The organism is Cellulosimicrobium sp. GQ32, assembly GCF_059758455.1.
Genome location: NZ_JCAXEP010000010.1, coordinates 89,586 through 104,433 on the forward strand (window position 1 = coordinate 89,586; position 14,848 = coordinate 104,433).

General features: G+C 70.3%; 13 protein-coding genes. 8 read left to right on the plus strand and 5 right to left on the minus strand.

All coding sequences use genetic code 11. The features are described 5' to 3' along the window. Nucleotides 1-3 precede the first annotated feature (3 nt). Nucleotides 4-423, plus strand: a complete 420-nt coding sequence (locus AC6CH9_RS15995) for a phage holin family protein (protein ID WP_389275507.1) — start codon at nt 4-6, stop codon at nt 421-423. 41 nt (nt 424-464) lie between these two features. Here AC6CH9_RS15995 and AC6CH9_RS16000 read toward each other — a convergent pair whose 3' ends face one another. Continuing rightward, a complete protein-coding gene (locus AC6CH9_RS16000) occupies nt 465-1,094 on the minus strand; it encodes a PAS and ANTAR domain-containing protein (protein WP_498155784.1) in 630 nt (209 codons plus the stop codon). Nucleotides 1,095-1,719: 625 nt separating this feature from the next. Between AC6CH9_RS16000 and AC6CH9_RS16005 the strand changes: the two genes are divergently transcribed. Continuing rightward, nucleotides 1,720-2,217, plus strand: a complete 498-nt coding sequence (locus tag AC6CH9_RS16005; protein ID WP_498155785.1) for a DUF1269 domain-containing protein — start codon at nt 1,720-1,722, stop codon at nt 2,215-2,217. A gap of 176 nt (nt 2,218-2,393) precedes the next feature. On the opposite strand, the gene AC6CH9_RS16010 is transcribed toward AC6CH9_RS16005, so the two are convergent. After that, nucleotides 2,394-3,953 (minus strand): helix-turn-helix transcriptional regulator, encoded by a 1,560-nt coding sequence (locus AC6CH9_RS16010; protein ID WP_498155786.1) that lies wholly within the window; start codon nt 3,951-3,953, stop codon nt 2,394-2,396. Nucleotides 3,954-4,368: 415 nt separating this feature from the next. On the opposite strand from AC6CH9_RS16010, the gene AC6CH9_RS16015 reads away from it, so the two are divergent. From AC6CH9_RS16015 to AC6CH9_RS16035, 5 genes are all read left to right on the plus strand, one after another. Next, nucleotides 4,369-5,559: a metal-dependent hydrolase family protein gene (locus AC6CH9_RS16015; protein ID WP_498155787.1), complete on the plus strand. Its 1,191-nt coding sequence runs from the start codon at nt 4,369-4,371 to the stop codon at nt 5,557-5,559. Nucleotides 5,560-5,699: 140 nt separating this feature from the next. Beyond that, nucleotides 5,700-7,109: a glutamate decarboxylase gene (gad, locus tag AC6CH9_RS16020; RefSeq protein ID WP_498155788.1), complete on the plus strand. Its 1,410-nt coding sequence runs from the start codon at nt 5,700-5,702 to the stop codon at nt 7,107-7,109. 92 nt (nt 7,110-7,201) lie between these two features. Continuing rightward, nucleotides 7,202-7,939 (plus strand): hypothetical protein, encoded by a 738-nt coding sequence (locus tag AC6CH9_RS16025; RefSeq protein ID WP_498155789.1) that lies wholly within the window; start codon nt 7,202-7,204, stop codon nt 7,937-7,939. Between the two features lie 51 nt (nt 7,940-7,990). Further along, a complete protein-coding gene (locus tag AC6CH9_RS16030) occupies nt 7,991-8,674 on the plus strand; it encodes a GAP family protein (RefSeq protein ID WP_498155790.1) in 684 nt (227 codons plus the stop codon). Nucleotide 8,675: 1 nt separating this feature from the next. Next, nucleotides 8,676-10,376, plus strand: a complete 1,701-nt coding sequence (locus AC6CH9_RS16035; RefSeq protein ID WP_498155791.1) for a cation:proton antiporter — start codon at nt 8,676-8,678, stop codon at nt 10,374-10,376. A gap of 9 nt (nt 10,377-10,385) precedes the next feature. Here AC6CH9_RS16035 and AC6CH9_RS16040 read toward each other — a convergent pair whose 3' ends face one another. Next, nucleotides 10,386-11,171 (minus strand): tyrosine-protein phosphatase, encoded by a 786-nt coding sequence (locus AC6CH9_RS16040; protein ID WP_498155792.1) that lies wholly within the window; start codon nt 11,169-11,171, stop codon nt 10,386-10,388. An 11-nt stretch (nt 11,172-11,182) separates the two neighbouring features. After that, nucleotides 11,183-11,740: an HdeD family acid-resistance protein gene (locus AC6CH9_RS16045; protein WP_498155793.1), complete on the minus strand. Its 558-nt coding sequence runs from the start codon at nt 11,738-11,740 to the stop codon at nt 11,183-11,185. A gap of 422 nt (nt 11,741-12,162) precedes the next feature. On the opposite strand from AC6CH9_RS16045, the gene AC6CH9_RS16050 reads away from it, so the two are divergent. Next, nucleotides 12,163-12,378 (plus strand): hypothetical protein, encoded by a 216-nt coding sequence (locus AC6CH9_RS16050; protein ID WP_498155794.1) that lies wholly within the window; start codon nt 12,163-12,165, stop codon nt 12,376-12,378. On the opposite strand, the gene AC6CH9_RS16055 is transcribed toward AC6CH9_RS16050, so the two are convergent. Continuing rightward, a complete protein-coding gene (locus AC6CH9_RS16055) occupies nt 12,279-14,561 on the minus strand; it encodes an FUSC family protein (RefSeq protein ID WP_498155795.1) in 2,283 nt (760 codons plus the stop codon). The genes AC6CH9_RS16050 and AC6CH9_RS16055 overlap by 100 nt on opposite strands. Nucleotides 14,562-14,848 lie beyond the last annotated feature (287 nt).

The following is a 14,848-nucleotide window of genomic DNA, read 5'->3' on the forward strand; positions in this document are numbered from 1 at the left end:
CGCATGATCCGCTTCCTGCTGAGCTTCGCGATCAACGTGGTCCTCGCCGCCGTGGGCCTCCTCGTCGCCTCGAGCCTGTTCGACGGCGTCACCGTGCACGCCTCGGGCTTCGTCGTCGCCGTGCTCATCTTCGCGGTGGCCCAGGCGATCCTCGCGCCGTTCGTCTTCAACGTGGCGCGCAAGTACGCCTCGGCGATCCTGGGCGGGATCGGCCTCGTGTCGACGTTCCTCGCCCTGTGGGTCGCGACGCTCATCGGGGATGGCCTCGAGATCTCGGGCGCGTCCACGTGGATCGGGACGACGGTCGTCGTCTGGCTGATCGGCGCGCTCGGCGGCTGGTTCCTCGGGTGGCTCGTCCTCACGCGCTGGTGGGACGGCCGCCAGGAGCAGAAGCGGATCCGCGAGGCCACGGCCAAGGGCTGATCGCGACGGCTGCCCCGACGGGTCCGGGGCGGCCGTCCGCGCTATCGCAGCAGAACGTCGACGTGCTCGACGCTGTCGGGGCCTCCTCGCACGCCCGCGTGCACGACGAGCCGGGCGAGCTCGCGCAGCGGGACGTTGCGGTTGTTGGACGCGTGCTTGAGGCGCGCGAACGCCTCGTCGGGGTGCACGCCGTAGGCGGCCACGACGACGCCCTTCGCCTGCTCGATCACCCCGCGGGTCTCCGCGGCGGCCGCGATGTCGCGCCGGGCGCGCTCCTGGGCGTTGTCGGCGACGGTCCGCGTCACGTCCACGAAGTACCCGACGAGCTCGGTCACCTCACCCGTCTCGTGGTCGCGGCGGCCGTGCCCGACCACCACGAGGAACCTCTCGCCGCCGTGGGCGTCCATGATCCGGTGCACGCTCGAGAACGGCTCGCCGGTGCGTCGTGCCTCGTCGAGGATCTGCCGGACCCGCTCGCGGTCGTCGGGGTGCTTGTGGGCGAGGACGAGGTCGGTCGTCGGCACGACGTCGCCCGGTTCGAAGCCGTGCAGGCGGTACGTCTCGGGCGACCACCACCACACGCCCGTGCTCAGGTCCAGGCGGTACTGGCCGATCTGCTGGTGCGCTCCGCGCGCGAGCGCCTGCTCGATGGCATGGTCGTCTACGGACATGCTGGCCTCCGGCTATCCGGTGGATGAGGAGCCAGGTCCAGACTCGACCCTCAGACGGTACTCCACTTCTCGACCGGGAGTGCCGCTCGCGAGCACGGGGTGACTTCGGCGAAGTCCGGGGCGACCGCGACGAGGGCCGGGGGCACCGACGGTCGCGGCCGCCATGAACAGGGCGAGCCAGCCGTCGCGGGCCACCACCAGGACGGCTCCCAGCACGCCCGCGGCGACGACGAGCGCGATGAGCGTGACGACGGCCATGAGGAGGATCGCGTACCAGGCGAGGGTGTCGGCCCGGTCGCGAGCTCCTTTATCTCGTCGAGGCGCTTGAAGAGGGTGAGCGGCCCGCCCAGGACACCGAGCAGGCCCAGCACGATCCCGCCGATCGCGAGCGTGAGCACCGGGCTGCGGAAACGGTGGAACAGGGTGTGCACGGGGGTGAACGCGAGCACCGCGAGGAGAACCGCGGTGGGGCGAGGGCTGCATCCGGAGCCCCGACGCCCGCGTGGCGTGGATCGGGGCCGGATGCTCGACGCGCGCGACCCGGCACCCGGGGATACGTTCGACGCATCCCGGAGCGCAGCGCCGCGCTCCCGCCGAACGTACGAACCGGAACGAGAGGTCTGACGTGGCAACGCTCACCGTGTGGAAGTTCGACACTCCCGAGGGCGCGCAGCGCGCCGAGGACGCGCTGCTGGCGCTCCAGAAGCAGGAGCTCATCCAGGTCCAGGACGCGGCGATCGTGTCCTGGGAGGAGGGCAAGAAGAAGCCGAAGACGCGGCAGGGCACCAGCACGACGGCGGTCGGGGCGCTCGGCGGCACGTTCTGGGGCCTCCTGTTCGGCCTCCTCTTCTTCGTCCCGCTGCTCGGGGCGGCCATCGGTGCGGCGTCCGGGGCGATCGCGGGAGCGCTGACCGACGTCGGCATCGACGACGACTTCATCGACTCGGTCCGCAGCAAGGTCACGCCGGGCACGTCGGCCCTGTTCGTGCTCACGTCGGGCGCCGTGATCGACCGCGTGCACGACGCGCTCCAGGCCGAGGGCGTGCACGGCGAGCTCATCCAGACGAACCTCTCCGCGGACGAGGAGGCCAAGCTCCGCGCGGCCTTCGACGAGAACGCCTGAGCGGTCCTCTCCCGGGTGAGGCGCCCGACGGCGGTGCGCGTCGTCGTCCAGGAACGGCATGAACTCGCTCCCTGCGCCTGCTCGGCGTCGACCGCGGTGTGCATCGGCCCGAGCTCACGGGCCGTCTTGTCCCCGTCCTGCTGGGCGGCGTAGCGGGACGTGTGCCGCCGACGCCGTCAGGACGTTCTGAGCCCGCTGTCGTCGGGCGCATTCGTGAAGAAGAGCGCGCTGAGCTCTATCGCCTCGTTTCTCGTCGAGCATCCGAGCTTGCGGTAGAGGGACTTGAGCTGTGACTTGATCGTGTTCGGCGAGACGTGGAACTGGGCTGCCAGCTCGGCGACGGTGCGATGGAGCGGGAGCGCGTACAGCACGCGCAGCTCGCTCCCGGTCAGCGCCGACCGGTTGGGCACGTCGCGCAGCTCGAGGCCGTCGACCGATCGGTCGAACTGGAGTGCCGACCGTTCGCCCAGGCGGCTCCGGACCGCTTCGACGAGCTGCCGAGGCGTTGACGCGATCAGCCGACGGATGTCGCCCGTGCTCGCGGCACGAGCGACGGCCAGTGCGGTGTGGTGGCTGACTCTCCCGTTGTGCGCCAGCTCGAGCCATGCCGAGAGCACGAGGTGCTCAGCACGCAGACGTGGCCCGAGCGGTGAGTCGCCGGCGAGCCGCCGCAACGTCTTCGTCGCTGTGTCGAGCCGGCCGAGGTGCAGGTCCACCCGGACGGCGGCGAGCCTGGTCATCGGGCCACAGCGGACCCGGTCCTCGGCGAGGCGGCGCGCGGTGGCCTCGTCGCCCATCGCGAGCATCGCCTCGATCGACACCGCTGCGACGATGTCGTTCGCGATCGAACCGTGCTGACGCGGGTGCGACTCCTGAGCGAGCTCAGTCACCTCGATCGCCTCGCTCGGCCTGTGCTGGGCGACGAGCGCGCGTGCACGGGCGAGGAGCGCGAAGGGCCACGTCATCTCTACGCTGTGGTAGGGCTCGAGCTCCGCGAGCCGCAGCCCCATGTCCGCGCTCATCCTGTCGACGGCAACGAGAGCCTCGGTAGTGGCCTCGGTCGCCTGCGTCGACCTCTCGTGCGCAGGGGTGGGGCCGGGCTTGCCTGAGCCCTCGTCGAGCGTCGCCCGCGCGTCCTCGAGGGAACCGCGCAGCGCGTGGGCGAGGGCGAGCCTGCTCAGGGTGAACCGCTCCGCATCCGGCTGGATGGAGTGCCGAGCGAGTTCTCGCGCCCTTGCGAACTCCACGAGTGCTCGGCGGGAGTCGCCGGCAAGGAGGTACGTCGAGCCGATCTGGGCGTGCGCGAACCAGAGGGGCCCGTCGGTCCGTTGGTGCCACTCGGCATCGGCGTTCGCGAACCGGTCGTAGAGGCGCTGAGCGCATACCACCGCTGCTGCGACGTCTCCGCTGAGGCGGAACGCGAGCATCTGCGCCATGGCGAGGCAGTCGAACTCCTCCGCACTCAGAGTCCGTGCCTCGTCGGGATCGATGAGCGGCTTGAACGGGCGGTGCGTCCGGGCGAGGAGGGGCGTCATCGGGTGGACGATTCGGAGCGCGAGGTACCGCTCGACCGTTGTGGCCGGCAGCCCTTCGATCGTCCGCACGAGCAGGTCGTAGTGCGCGCTGTAGAGCGGCCAGAGATTCGTCATCGCTGTCGCCGCGATCGTCTCAGGCGACCCGGATGCGACCGCCTGTTCGAGCGCCGTGACCGCCGCGACCGGGTCGTTGAGATTCACGGGGCTCCCTGCCGCGCGCCGGTGACCGCTGCTGTCGTGGGTCGGCCCCCCCGGACCACGGCACCCCTGGGCGGACCACTCCACTCGCTGTCGCGAACGTCGTTCGACATCGTTTGTCAGAACCTCCAGGTCGGCAGCTCGGAGCCGCAGATCGGTCGATCGAAACTCAGTCGTACCACGGGACCAGCAGGTCAGCATGCCCAATTAACAAAATGCCGGGTGAAAGCGCGGGTGAAAGACCGGGGGGTGCCGCGTGTGAGAGGTCGGGGGAAATTGCAGATTCGACGTCGGGTGGGCAAGTGGCGCTGGCTAGCATCGCGGCATGAGCGTATCCACGGCGGCATCCCAGAGAATGATTATTCGGAATGTCCGAGTTTTCGACGGTCTGAGCGATAAGACGCTCGACAATGCGGACGTGCTGGTCGAGGGCCAGCACGTCGTCGCGGTCTCGTCGTCACCCGTCGGAGGGCACGAGACCGACGGCGTCATCGAGATCGACGGCGGGGCGAGGTTCCTCATGCCCGGCATGAGCGATGCCCACGCGCACCTCATGGGCAACGCCAACACCATGATGGATTTCGTCCAAGGACCGACCGGCACCCTGTACGGCAACACCATCGCGGAGGCGAGACGCATGCTCCTGCGCGGGTTCACGACGGTCCGCGACATGGGTGGGGACACGGCGCCGGTGAAGGCGCTCATCGACCGTGGCGTCTTCCAGGGGCCGCGCATCTTCCCGAGCCAGGCGATGATCTCGCAGACGTCCGGGCACGCGGACTTCGCGTTCGTCTACGACGTGCCCCAGGAGTTCGGCGGCCGACCGAGCCGTACCGACGACCTCCACTTCACGCGCGTCGCCAACGGGGTGCCGCACGTCCTCGCCGCGGTGCGCGAGCAGCTGCGGCAGGGAGCGAGCCAGATCAAGCTCACGCTCGGCGGCGGAGCGGCCTCGATGTACGACCCGCTCAGCACGTTGCAGTACACCCCGGAGGAGATCCGCGCCGCCGTGCAGGCGGCGTCCGACTACGGCACCTACGTCGCCACGCACGTGTACACGGTGGACGGCATCCGCCGTGCGATCGACGCCGGCGTGCGATCGATCGAGCACGGTCACCTGGCCGACGAGGCCACAGTCCGGCACATCGGGGAGACCGGGACGTGGCTCTCGATGCAGCCGTTCGCGGAGCCGGACCACCACTACCCCGACCCGGCGCGCGCCGCGAAGAACGCGCAGATCTGCACGGGCACCGAGCAGGTGTACGAGTGGGCGAAGCGGTACGGCGTCAAGACCGCGTGGGGCACCGACCTGCTCCTCGAGCCGCAGTCGGCGGCCCGGCAGAGCGTCATGGCGGCGCGCATGAGCGAGTTCTACAGCAACGTCGAGGCGCTGAGGATGCTGACGTCCGGGAATGCGGAGCTGTTCGAGCTCGCGGGGGAACGCAACACGTATCGAGCAGGAAGGCTGGGCGTCATTGCCGAGGGTGCCTGGGCCGACCTCGTCCTGGTCGATGGCGACCCTCTCACCGACCTTTCCGTGATCGCCGACCCCGACGCCAACTTCAAGCTCATCGTCAAGGGAGGAGAGGTCGTCAAGAACACGCTCTGACCATGTCGGAGGTGATCTCGGCGAAATCTCTCGTACCGCGGTCACCGACGACGGAGCGGAAGCCGGGTCGTGCGCAGTCCGGTGGGAACCCCTGTCAGAGCCACGACCGACCTACCCCACCCGAGCACCAGGAGGACAGAATGACCGTCAACACCACGAAGGCTCGCCAGACGACGAACATCGACCCGACGCTGAGCATCAACCCGGTCTTCGTGCGGCCCGGTGAGGCGACGGAGCTCGACAAGTTCAAGATGCCCGGGGGTCCGAGCCTTCCCGAGACGGCGTACCAGATCGTGCACGACGAGGCGATCCTCGACGGGAACTCTCGCCTGAACCTGGCGACGTTCGTGTCCACCTGGATGGACGACCACGCGCTCAAGCTCTACAGCGAGTCGGCCGACAAGAACATGATCGACAAGGACGAGTACCCGGCGACGGCCGCGATCGAGGACCGCTGCTGGCGGATCCTCGCGGACCTCTGGCACGTGCCCGACCCCACGGACACGATCGGGACCTCCGCGATCGGCTCGTCCGAGGCGTGCATGCTCGGCGGGCTCGCGCTCAAGCGGCTCTGGCAGGAGAAGCGCAGGGCTGAGGGGAAGTCGACCGAGCGGCCGAACCTCATCATGTCTGCCGCGGTGCAGGTCGTCTGGGAGAAGTTCTGCAACTACTGGGACGTCGAACCTCGCTACGTCCCCGTCTCGCCCGACCACCTGGTCCTCGACGGCCACGGCCTCGAGGACTACGTGGACGAGAACACGATCGGCGTCGTCGCCATCCTGGGCCAGACCTTCACCGGGCTCTACGACCCGGTCGAGGCGATCGCGAAGAAGCTCGACGAGATCGAAGCGAAGACCGGGTTCGACGTCAAGATCCACGTCGACGGGGCCTCCGGTGCCATGGTGGCTCCGTTCTGCCAACCAGACCTCGGCTGGGACTTCCAGATCGACCGCGTGAACTCGATCAGCACGTCCGGTCACAAGTACGGCCTGGTGTACCCCGGCGTCGGATGGGTGGTCTGGCGCAGCACCGCGGTGCTCCCCGAGAGCATGGTCTTCCACGTCAGCTACCTCGGCGGGGACATGCCGACGCTCGCGCTGAACTTCTCCCGGCCGGGGGCGCAGGTCCTGCTGCAGTACTACCAGTTCTTGCGCCTCGGTCGAGAGGGCTATCGGGAGATCCAGCAGAACTCCATCGACGTCGCCACCTACCTCTCGAGCGGGATCGCGGACATCGGACCGTTCGAGCTCATGAGCAAGGGCGACACCATCCCGGTGTTCGCCTGGGTGCTCAAGGACGGTTACACGGACAAGTGGACCCTGTACGACCTTGCCGACCGGCTTCGGATGAAGGGCTGGCTCGTCCCGGCCTACCCGATGGCGGACGACATGGCGGACGTCGTCCTGCAGCGCATCGTGGTCAAGGTCGGGCTCAGCCGTGACCTGGCCTCGGCGCTCCTGTCCGACATCAAGGGTGAGGTCCAGTTCCTCGACGCGCTCGACGCGCCGCTCCCGCGAGAGGCCTCGAGCGGGTCGCACTTCCACCACTGAGCCGGCACCGCGGGGCGAGGGCGGTCTCACCGCCCTCGCCCCGCGGCCGTCCCGTCCACCCGTCCCACCGGCCCACCGAGGGAACCGTCACCATGAGCGAAGCGATCATCACCGCGCCCGTCCGACCACGGCCGTTCCTGGTCCCGACCCTGACGAAGCAGTGCTGGGGGTTCATGATCGGTTCGTCGCTGTTCGCGATCGGCTCGGCACCGGGGTTCGGGTCGTGGGCCGGGTCGTCGGTCGCGAACCTCCTCTACTTCGTCGGGGCGCTCTTCTTCACCGCGGCCGGGTTCACACAGCTCCTCCTCAGCGGGGCGGTGAGCGTCCCCGTGCACTACGCGCCCGGGCGCATGGTGCGGGCCGAGTGGCTGACAGCGGCCACCCAGTCCTTCGGCACGATCATGTTCAACGTCAGCACCACCGCCGCCCTGTACGCGCGGTCGCGCCACGCCGAGACGGAGTACGTCTGGAACCCGGACGCGGCAGGGTCTCTGGCGTTCCTCGTGAGCGCCAACCTCGCGTTCCTCGCATACGTACGCGGGGGTGCGACGTGGTGGGACCCGCGGCGGATCGGATGGTGGTCGGTGGTCGTCAACTTCGTCGGGTGCGCCGCGTTCGCGGTCTCCGCGGTCGGGGCGTTCGTCCTCCCCGACGGGTCGGCGATCAGCAGCTCGCTCGCGAACGGCGGGACGTTCGTGGGCGCACTCTGCTTCTTCGTCGCGTCGCTCGTCGTCCTGCCGTGGTGGAGCCGCCAGCGCCCGTCCGACGCCGCCGGCGCCGCCGTGGGGCGGGAAGGGAGCCCGGGGCCGGGACCGTCGTACCACGACTGACCCGGGTGGCCGGCGCCACCTCCACATCTCGACCGACCCCGGGACGGGCACGTGCTCACAGTTCTCGCAGACCTGCTGACGATCGGTGTCGCCGTGGCGATCAGCCCGCTCGCGATCGTCGCCGTCATCCTCATGGCCACGTCCGGCAAGGGCCGCACCAACGGCACGGCGTTCGTGCTCGGCTGCTACACGTTCGCGATCGTGTTCATCGGTCTGCTCGTGCTCCTGGGGCGATCGAGCGGGACGGACGAGGCAGGTTCCGAACCGCACTACGCCGTCGACGCCCTGGAGATCGCGCTCGGGCTGGCGCTCGTCGCACTCGCGACCGTCCAGTGGCGGAGGCGAACGTCGACGGAGACACCGAAGTGGATGGAGAGCATCGACCAGCTCACGCTGATGAAGGCCTTCCTCGTCGGCGTGCTCATCTCCGGTCCGCTGTCGCCCAAGGACCTGCCGCTGCTCATCGCCGCCGGGGGTCGGATCTCGCAGGCCTCGCTCGCCGTGGCCGAGGTCGTCGCGGTGATCCTCGTCTTCGGGCTCCTCGGCGTGACGGCGGTGGCGGTCCCGTGGGTGCTCAGCGTCGTCGCCCCAGGCCAGGTCGAGAAGAAGCTCGCCGCGCCACGGGACTGGCTCGTCGCGAACCACGCGGTCATCATGACGGTGCTGTTCGTGATCCTGGGGACCAAGCTGGTCGGCTCCGGCGTCTCCGACCTGACGACCGCCGGAGGGACGTGACGTGTCGACCGAGATGCTGTTGGTCGTCGTTTCTGCGGTCGTCCTCGTCGTCGTCGTCACCGTGCTCGCCCGAAAGGTCGGCGTCGCCGGCCCGCTCGTCCTCGTGGGTGTCGGCGTCGCGGTCAGCTACGTCCCCGCGATACCTCCGATCTCGGTCGAGCCGAACCTGATCCTCGTCGGGGTGCTGCCCCCGCTCCTGTACTCCGCCGCCGTCGCGGCGCCCCGGATCGAGTTCCGCCGGGACTCGACCGCGATCGGGGGCCTCGCCGTCGTCCTCGTGATCGTCAGCGCGCTCGTGCTGGGAGTCTTCTTCGCATGGGCGGTCCCCGGTCTGGGACTCGGCCTCGGCATCGCCCTGGGGGCGATCCTGAGTCCGACGGACGCGGTCGCTACTTCGATCGTCAAGGAGCAGGGGGCGCCGCGCCGCGTGCTCGCGGTGCTGGAGGGGGAGAGCCTGCTCAACGACGCCACGGCCCTCGTGACCCTGCGGACGGCGATCGCCGCGACCGCGGTGGGCTTCTCCGTGCTCGGCACGGCCGGCTCGTTCGCCTGGGCGGTGCTCTCCGCGGTCGTCGTCGGGGCCGGGGTCGGCTCGATCGCGCTGCGGGCGCGGGCCTGGACGCAGAGTGCGACCGCCAACACCGCGCTGGGACTGACCGTGCCCTACCTGGCCTACCTTCCGACCGAGGCGCTCGGTGGCTCCGGCGTCGTCGCCGCGGTCGCCGCCGGGATCGTCTGCGGACGCGGTGCGACGCGCTGGCTGACGCCGGAGCAGCGGATCTCCGACAAGCTCAACTGGCGGACGGTCGAGTTCGTCCTCGAGGGCGCGGTCTTCCTGGCGATGGGTCTCGAGCTCTACGGGATCGTCTCCCACGGCGACGCCGACGGGGCGCACCTGCTGGGTGCGCTGTGGATCGCGCCGGCCGCGCTCGTCATCCTGACGGGCATCCGCGCCGCCTACGTGTTCCCGATGCTCGGCCTGCACAACGTGCGGGTCCGCAGGTCGGTCAACAAGCGCCTCGCCGCACGGGAGAAGGCGTTGCGCGACGGGGACGATCCACCTCGACCACTGGTGGTCCTCGGCGAGCGACGGAACGCGAGCGCACCGGAGTCCATCCGTCGCCTGCGCAATGACATCGACTACTACGAAGCGGCTCCGTTGACGAGGAAGGACAGCACCATCGTCGTCTGGGCAGGCATGCGAGGCGTGGTGACCCTCGCGGCGGCCCAGACGCTCCCGGAGCAGACCCCGGCACGGGACCTGCTGGTCTTCATCGCGTTCCTCGTGGCGGCCGGAAGCCTGATGCTCCAGGGCCTCACCCTGCCGGCTCTCGTCCGTCGGCTCAGCGTCCCGGCCGCCGACCACGACGCGCCCGACGACGTGCGCCTCATCCATGCCGACCTGCACGACGTGGCCGAGCGAGCCGTCGCTCGTCGCACGGTGGCGCGCCCCGACTCGACGGCGTTCCCGCCGGAGCTCTACCAGTCGTCGCGGCCGTGGTTCTTCGAGATAGGTCGTGCTCGGCACGACGCCGATCCCGACGCGCTCGAGTTCGAGCTTGCGCTGGTCGGCATCATGAGGGAGCGCCTGCGTGGCCTCACGTCCTCCGGACGGTACGACAGCGGTGCCGCGCAGTACGTCTTCGACGAGCTCGACGCGTACGAGATCACGCTGCGGCTCCACCTCGCCGGCGGCGAGTGACGAAGAACCTCACCCAGCGAGGCGTCGCCGGACGGTGCTCAGCTCGCGAGGCGTGAGTCCGCCCGACATCAGGTACTCCGCGCTCCCGCCGCTGGCGTCGACCCACGCGAGCGCCTGCTGGATCGCGGACGGGGGCGTCCCGGTGGCCAGTGTCCGCAGCTGCGGCGTGACGGTGACGCCGAGCGACTCGATCATGTGGATCATGCCGTCCGCCCACGGACCGGCGAGATGACGCTGGGACTCCGCGTAGTCGTCGACGGTCGCCGTGCGCTCGACCCCCACGGCGTCGAGGAGCAGTGCGACGGCCACACCGGTCCTGTCCTTGCCGGCGGTGCAGTGGACGACCACTGCCGTGGGAGCGCCGTCGTGCGAGGCCGCGACGATGCGCGCGACCTCGGCGAACGCCGCGGCGGACCGCTGAAGCATCCAGATGTAGAGGTCGCCCAGTGCCGGCAACGCCTCGACGCCCGCACGGACGTCGTCCGACGACGGCGCACCCGTCGGGTCCACCAAGGCACCGATCTGCTCGCCGACGGCCCCCTGGGCGATCGCCAGCCGGACCGTGTCGAACGGCCTCGTGCTCGGCAGCCGGTCGGGCGCGGCCTCGCGTTCGGCGGAGGTGCGGAGGTCCGCGACCACGCCGATCTCGGTCGCGGCGAGCTGGGCGACTCCCTGGTCGGTGAGGCTCCGCAACGCCTCCGACCGGTAGAGCACCCCCGGGCGGCTGTAGCCACCGCCCTGGAGCGGGAGCCCGCCGGTGTCGCGAAAGTTGTAGAGGCCGTCGAGGGTGGACATGGTGCGACTCCTCATGCTCGGACGGTTCCGTAGCGGAAGCCGCGCACGATGTTCACGAGGCCGAGGACGATGAGGGAGAGGCCCAGGAGCCACCACAGCACGGTGACGCCCCACAGCGGTGTGAGGAGCAGGACGACGCCCGCGACGATCGACAGGATCGCGAACACGACCGAGATCGTCTTCGAGGCGGCGTCACGGAGCGAGGTCAGGTCCACGATGCCCTCGACGATCCACAGGATCCCGATGAGGATCCCGAGGAACAGCGCGAGGAAGGTGGTGGTCTGGCCGAGGTTCAGGAAAGCCAGGACGCCCGCGACGATGAACACGACCCCGAGAAGGATCCGACCGACACGCGCCCACCCGCCCTTGCCCCCGCTGAAGAGCCCGAGCCCGAGATGGACGAGGCCCGCGATGATCGCATAGGCCGCGACGATCGCGGTGACGACCATCGCGGTGCGTCCCGGCCACACGAGAATGAGGACGCCGAGGATCGCGCTGACGAGACCGCTCACGCCGACGGCCGTGCGGATGCCGTCGACCGTGCGGATCGTTCCGGAGTTTGTACGCACAGCGTCCCTCTCGTGCAGTCGGTCGCATAGCCCCTCGACGACGACGTGCCAGCCGCGTCGGACATTGCTACGCCTTTTGAGTCCGATTGTGTCCACGGCGTCGCGATCCTGCCTGGGAATGCCATCAATATCACCCCGGCGGTCACCCCGGCGGTCACCCGATTTCCATTGAGTGCGCGCGGGACAAGGGGAATATCTGCACGCCCGGACGTCGTCGCGCATCCGCGCGGCACGGGCTCTTCGTCGGGCGCACCGAATATCCCCGCCGATCGGTTGCTCGCACGTCGCCCTGCGACGAGAGGTCATGCGGCACGTCGTCCCCGGTCCCACGCGCCATCGCCGAGAACGACGAGCCCGGCTCCCTCGGCCACCGCCCGCGGGCGGTCATCCGGGCGAGCGGCGTCGTCGCGCTCGTCCTCGGGATGCTCGGCCTGGCCCGGCCGACGAGGACCGCACAGGTGGCGGCCGCGAAGGTGGCCGTCTACGCGCTCGTCGTGGGCGTCGTCTACCTGGCGTTCCGTCCTCGCGTTCGCCGGCGTCAGCGCTCTCGCCGGGGCCCTCCTGCTGTTGGCTCCGACGTGGGGTGTCGTTGCGCTGTGGTGGGTGCTCGGCGTCCCGCCTCGTCGTCCTCGGCATGATCCAGATCCTTCGGACCGCGCGGACGAGCGCGTCCCCGCGGGGGCCGCGTCCTGACCTCCGAGAGGTGTCGCAGAGCCCACTCGACCCGGCCCAGGGCGAAGAGCGCCGACGCGTGGGACGCGCTCGCGTCCGACGGCAACCGATGGACCTGGGAGGCGACTGACGCGGGGACCGTGGACGTGCCGTCCCGCGCGTGGTCGAGCCGCCCCCGGGTGACGTCCGCAGCCGCTCGGACGTCGGCTATCGCCTCCTGAACGACGAGGTCGCCCCTACCGCTGCTCCCGCCCGCCTGTGCCCCGCGCACCATCACCGCCTGCGTGAAGGCCCCGCACGCGCGGGTCGCGACGTACATGAGGTGGATGGCGGACACCTCTGACACGTGGCGGCCGAGCAGCGCCGTCGACATCGTCTCGACGGTCTGCTCGGCGTCGTCCCGTGCAGCCTCGAGGTCGTGCAGGGCAGCGAGGGCCTCGTCACCGTCGCCGCGCCCGCCGAACGTGCGGTCCCCGAACCGGAGCAACTGGTCCAGCGCATGGAAGTAGGCGCTCACCGTCACCACGAGGGCGGGGTGCGAGCTCGCCGAGAGGATCAGGTAGGCGCACAGGACGCCGATGGACGCTCCCGCCAGGGTCTCCTCGAGCCGGAGCTCGAGGACGTCGTGGCGGAGGGCGCCGAGCATGGCATAGATCGCGACCACGACGACCGTCATGAAGAACGACGTGTAGACGTAGTTGACCGGCCCGAGGTAGAGCATGCCGAACACGGCGACGACGCTGATCCCGACGAGGACGCTCGTGTGCTGGTCTGCCAGGGAGACGGCCCCGATGCCGACGACGATGCCTCCCACCGTCCCCTCGACCCGTCGGTACGCACGGGTGAGGACGCCACCCCGTGTGGTCGTCCCCGCGAAGATGACGAACGCGCTCATGACTGCCCAGTACCAGCGGCTCGCGGAGATGGCTTCGCCGACGGCGGCCGCCATCGACGCCGCGATCATCGCCTGCACCGCGAGCCGGCTCGTCGGCGCCCATCCCCGCCACGGCGTCCAGCGCGGGTGGCGCATGGGCCGCTCGGGACGTGGTGCGGCAGCGCCGACGCCGGTCCACGCGTGGGCTCTCGATGGGTCCGGAGCGCCGTCGGGGAGCGTCGGGGTGCCACGCGTCTGCTCGGCCTGGCGCAACCGGGCGTGCGCGAGCGTGCTCCGTGCGACGAGATGCTCCAGGACGCCGTCACCACGGGGTCGCTCTCGCGAGGAGAGCGTCCGGGTGGCCCACGCGCTCGCGGCCTGGACGCGGGCGCTCGAGGGGTGCGGGTCGAGCACCGCGTCCAGGTGCGCGAGAGCGGTCGGGACGGCGCGCTCCCTGGTCCCCGCTCGGCGATCGACAGCACGGGCCAGCTCGTCGCACGTCTCCTCGGTGCAGACCCGGGCGTCGAGCACGAGGCGGGCGAGCGACCGCTCGCTGCAGCCGACATGGCGGGACGTGGAGTAGTCCTGCTGCCATGACGTGAGGGCACGGCCGACCGCGTCGATCCGGGCGAGCCGGGTGCGGAGCGTGCCGGTGCGGGCCGGGTGGGACGCGGAGCGGAGTGCGGTGGCTGACGCGACGCGCAGCTCGGTCAGGAGGGCGAGCAACGTACGGCGAGGGTGCTCGAGCCGGAGGAGGGCGCGGGCGACGGCCTGGGTCGCGACCGCGCCGACGGCGATCAGGCAGTAGGCCGGCAGCTCCTCCGCGGTGGGCCGCACGATGAGGGTGAAGAGGTAGCCCATGAACGCGAGCATGCCGATCGCTGCTGCTCGGGGCCCGTACCGGCGGACCCACGTCGCCGCGCCGGCCAGTGCCACGAAGACTGCGAGAACCGCGGGTCGGTGCGCGGACAGCAGCGAGGCGACGGCGACCGCCGTGGCGACCGTGGGGACCAGGAGCAGGGCCGTGCCGGCGCGGGCGCGAGGTGTGCGGTCCTTGACGACATTGCCTGCCTGGGCCGACAGGAACACCGCCATGGCCAGGAGGGAGGGGTCGGCGTGCAGACGTCGCACGACCTCGAGCGCGAGCACCGCGCTGCACAGCACGCCTGCCGCCACGACCGTCGCGGAGGTCAGGCGCCTGCGTCCGGGATCGCGTGCAGCCAGGTTCTGCGCGACGAGGCGCGGTCCGTCGGGACGCCGTGAGGCGACCACCACAGGGCCTACGTGGCCGACGCCTCGGCCCGCGCTGCGGCGAGGAGCCGGCTCGCCAGGTCGTCCATGTTCCGGCCCTCGACGACCGAACCGTTGGCGTCGGGCCTAACGAGTCGTGTGCGCATGAGGTCCTCCTGGGTGCGATCTTCCGGCGACTGGAATCATCGCGCGGTGCATTTCCGTCGCCCACGCACATGGTCGAACGAGTCCGGGTCGCACCGCGGCTCCGCGGCGTGTCGTCCGTCTTTTCTGCGTCCAGATCTCCGGGCGTGTCGCGCCGTTTGACCGTA